The organism is Allosphingosinicella sp., from assembly GCF_036570505.1.
Lineage (GTDB): Bacteria > Pseudomonadota > Alphaproteobacteria > Sphingomonadales > Sphingomonadaceae > Allosphingosinicella.
Genome location: NZ_DATCYB010000006.1, coordinates 1 through 3998, shown reverse-complemented (window position 1 = coordinate 3998; position 3998 = coordinate 1). Strand labels below are relative to the sequence as shown.

Genomic DNA, 3998 nt, shown 5'->3' with positions numbered 1-3998 from the left:
GAGAGCGCCTGGACCGCCGTCGAGGCCCGCAGCACGCCCTGGACGTCGATGACGCCGATGACGGGCGCCTCGAGCTGGGCCCGCGCCGGCGCGGGCGCCGCCGTCACCGCGATCACGACCAGGGATGCGGCAAGGCTTGGCGACCAGCGGCGAAGCCATCTCATTCGATCTAGAACTGCGTTCCGAAGCTGAAGCTGAATATTTCGGTCTCGTCGAAATCCTCCTTGATGACGGCCAGGCCGAGATCGACCTCGACCGGACCGAAAGGCGAATTCCATGAGAGGCCGGTGCCGACCGTCACGCGCGGCGCACTGGAGTCTTCGACGTCGACCGGGATGCTGTTGTCGTCGAAACCCCAGGCTGCGCCGATGTCGGTGAAGAGGCGGCCGCGGATGTCGAGATCGAACGGCAGGTCGAGGGGAAAGGCGAGTTCCACCGTGCCGGTGTAGAAGTTCTTGCCGCCGAGCGCGTCGTTGGTATTGCGGTCGCGTGGGCCGATGCCGCCGTACTCGAAGCCGCGCGGGTCTCCGCCACCCTTGAAGAAGCGGTCCGAGATCAGCGTGTCTTCGCCAATGCCGACCATGCTGCCGCCGCTGCCGCGGACGCTGACGGTCCATTCCTCGAAGACCGGGTGGTAGTAGCCGGCGCTGACGATGCCGCGCAGGAAGCTGACATCGCCGCCGAGGCCGAAGACTTCGGTGCGCAGGCTGCTGATGAATCCTTCGTGGGGATCGAAGCGCGAATCGCGTGTGTCGTAGGTCAGCTCGTTGCTGATGCCCGACCGCAGGGTCGTGCCTTCCTCCGAGCGGACCAGCAGCGAGGCATCGCTGTCGATGTCCGTGATCTTGCGATTCTCCAGCGTGTAGCGCACCACGTTGCGCAGCTCTTCGGTGATGTTGAAGCCGCCGCGCAGCGAGCCGCCGAGGCGTTCCTCCTCGTAGGAGCTCTCATCCTCGCGATCGCTGGTGATGCGGTAGAGATCGACGCCGGCGGCCAGGTTGCGGCCGAGGAAATAGGGTTCGGTGAAGCTGAAGTCGAGCTCGGTGGCCTGGCCGGCCAGGGTGAAGCCGAGCCGAAGCTCCTGGCCGCGCCCGAGCAGGTTGCGCTCGCGAATGCCGATGTTGCCGATGGGACCGTTGGCGGACGAGAAGCCGGCGCCGAAGGTGACGTCGCCGGTGGATTGCTCCTCCACCGCGACCTTCACGATGGTGCGGTCGGGCGCGCTGCCCTGCTCGTTATCCACCGTCACGGTCTTGAAGAAGCCGAGGTTCTGGACCCGCTGGCGGGAGCGGCGCAGCTTCGAGGTGTTGAAGGCGTCGCCCTCGACGATCTGGAACTCGCGCCGGATCACGCGGTCGAGCGTGCGCGTGTTGCCCTCGATGTCGATGCGCTCGACGAAGACCTTGGGACCCTCCTGGATATCGTAGACGATATCGATGGTGAGGTTGTCGCGGTCGCGCTCCACGCGCGGCCGGATGTCGACGAAGGCATAGCCGAGGTTGCCGACGGCATCGGTCAGCGCCTCGATGGTCGTGTCCACCTCGCCGGCGTCATACCACTCGCCTTCCTCCGTCGTCACCTCGCCGCGCAGCACCTCGGGATCGAGATTGCGCAGCCCCGTCTGCAGCCCGATCTTGCCGAAGCGGTAGCGCGGGCCCTCTTCCACAGTGAAGGTGACGATGAAGTCCTGCTGGTCCGGCGTCAGCTCGGCCACCACGGAGACCACGCGGAAGTCGGCGTAGCCCTCGTTGAGATAGAAGCGGCGCAGCAGCTCGCGGTCGAAGGTCAGGCGGTCGGGATCGTAGGTGTCCGCGCTGGTGAAGAAGTTCCAGAACGAGGCCTCGACGGTGGTGACCTCGTCGCGCAGGGTCGAGTCGGAGTACTCGCGGTTGCCGATGAAATTGATCGAGCGGATCGAGGTCAGCGGTCCCTCGTTGATCTCGAAGGCGAGGTCGACGCGGTTCTGCTCGAGCTGGATGACCTTCGGCTCGACGGTCGCCGCGAAGCGGCCGGAGCGGCGGTAGATTTCCAGGATGCGCTGGGTGTCGCTCTGCACCTTGGTGCGCGTGAAGACCACGCGCGGCCGCAGCTCGATCTCCTGCGCCAGGGTGTCGTCGTCGATGCGATCGTTGCCCTCGAAGGCGATGCGGTTGACGATCGGGTTTTCCGCCACCACGACCACCAGGGTGTCGCCGTCGCGCTCCAGGCGCACGTCGGCGAAGAGACCGGTGGCGAAGAGGTTCTTCAGGGAGTCGTCGAGGCGCACCGGATCGAAGGGGTCACCGGGGTTGACCCGCATGTAGGAGCGCACGGTCGCCGCCTCGATGCGCTGCGTCCCTTCCACGCGAATGTCGGCGATGCGTCCTCCCGAGAGGATCGACTGGGCGTGCGCGATCGGCGGGAGGGAAAGCCATGCTGCGCCGGACAGCAGATATGCCAAAGCCACGACGAGCAAGCGTCCGCGAAACACTGTCCCTTTGTCCTTCCCCCGTGGCGCTGGGGCGTTGTCAGGTGCCCAGGCCTTTGACGAAACTCACTAAACCGTCGATCCGCAGAAGATCGTTCCAGGTCACGAAGACCATCAACGTCAATACCAGAGCCAGCCCGATCCGAAAACCGTATTCTTGGGCGCGCTCCCCCAGCGGCCGCCCCCGCACGGCCTCGATGGCGTAGAACAGCAGATGGCCGCCGTCCAGCATCGGCACTGGGAAAAGATTGATCAGGCCGAGGTTGATCGACAGCACGGCGGCGAAGTAGATGAGCGTGGCGATGCCCATCTCGGCCGCCTGCCCCGACATGTCGGCGATGCGAATCGGTCCGCCCAGCTCGTCGGTCCCGCGCTCGCCGCGGACGATCTGGCCGAGGGCGGTAAAGGTCTGGTCGATGATCGAGAAGGTCTCGCGCGCCGCCTGCCAGACCGAGGTGAGCGGATCGTGCCGGATGAAGCCGGTGCCGCTGCGGCTGATGCCGAGCTGGCCGACCTCGTGCTCCTCGCCGAGGTGATTGGTGCGCACCACCCGCGCCAGAGTCGCCTGCAGCCGGATCTCGGCGCCGTCGCGCAGCACCGTGAAGTTGATCGTCTCCTCCGGACGCAGGACGACGATGCGCTGCAGCTCCTCGAAGCGCGCGACCGCCCGCCCGTCGACGGCGATCACCTCGTCGCCCGGCTGGAAGCCGGCGGCGTCGGCGGCCGAGCCTTCGATCACCTCGCCGATGACCGCCGGCGTGAAGGGCTGCCCGACGATGCTGAACAGGCCCGCCAGCACCACGATGGCGAAGATGAAATTGGCGATCGGTCCCGCCGCGACGATGGCGGCGCGCTGGCCGAGCCGCTTGTGCGGGAAGGCGACGGCGCGCTCCGCTTCGCTCATGCTCTCGCTGCCCTCCGCCGGCATGCTGGCGGCGTTGGCGTCGCCGAACATCTTCACGTAGCCGCCGAGCGGAATCAGGCTGAACTTCCAGCGGGTGCCGGCCTTGTCGTTCCAGCCGAAGAGCTCCGGCCCGAAGCCGATGGAGAACACCTCGACCCGCACACCGTTCCAGCGGGCCACCAGGTAGTGGCCCAGCTCGTGGACAAACACCAGGGCCGTGAGCACGGCCAGGAACGGGAGCCCGTAGCCGTAGAGTCCTCCAGAGAAATCCATGACTTAGAGCTTTGTCCTAGAGTTGTGTATCAGGATATGGACGGGCGGCTCCCGGCGCGCCCTGGAGGGTTCTGTCGGCCGGCCCCTGCCCCGGCTTCCGCGCCCCGGGCAGGCCCGGAAACACCCCCAAACGATCCCAGCTAGATAGCGCAACAGCGCTGACAAGGAAAGGACTTAGCGGCCGCCGCCTCTCCCGATTTAGGGAGCCGGCGCGCGCGCTTCAAGCAGGCCCCGGGCCGTCCGCCGGGCCGCCGCGTCGACCGCCTCGACCTCCTCCAGGCTGCCCAGCGGGAGCGCCGGATGGGCTTCGAGGGTGCGCTCGACGATCTCGGCGATGCCGAGGAAGCCGAGCCG

2 protein-coding genes are annotated in these 3998 nt (G+C 66.9%); both read right to left on the bottom strand.

What is annotated here, in order from left to right; all coding sequences use genetic code 11:
• Nucleotides 1-169 precede the first annotated feature (169 nt).
• Nucleotides 170-2470, bottom strand: a complete 2301-nt coding sequence (bamA, locus tag VIR62_RS00315; RefSeq protein ID WP_431867702.1) for an outer membrane protein assembly factor BamA — start codon at nt 2468-2470, stop codon at nt 170-172.
• Nucleotides 2471-2507: 37 nt separating this feature from the next.
• A complete protein-coding gene (gene rseP / locus VIR62_RS00310) occupies nt 2508-3644 on the bottom strand; it encodes an RIP metalloprotease RseP (protein ID WP_431867700.1) in 1137 nt (378 codons plus the stop codon).
• Between the last annotated feature and the right edge of the window lie 354 nt (nt 3645-3998).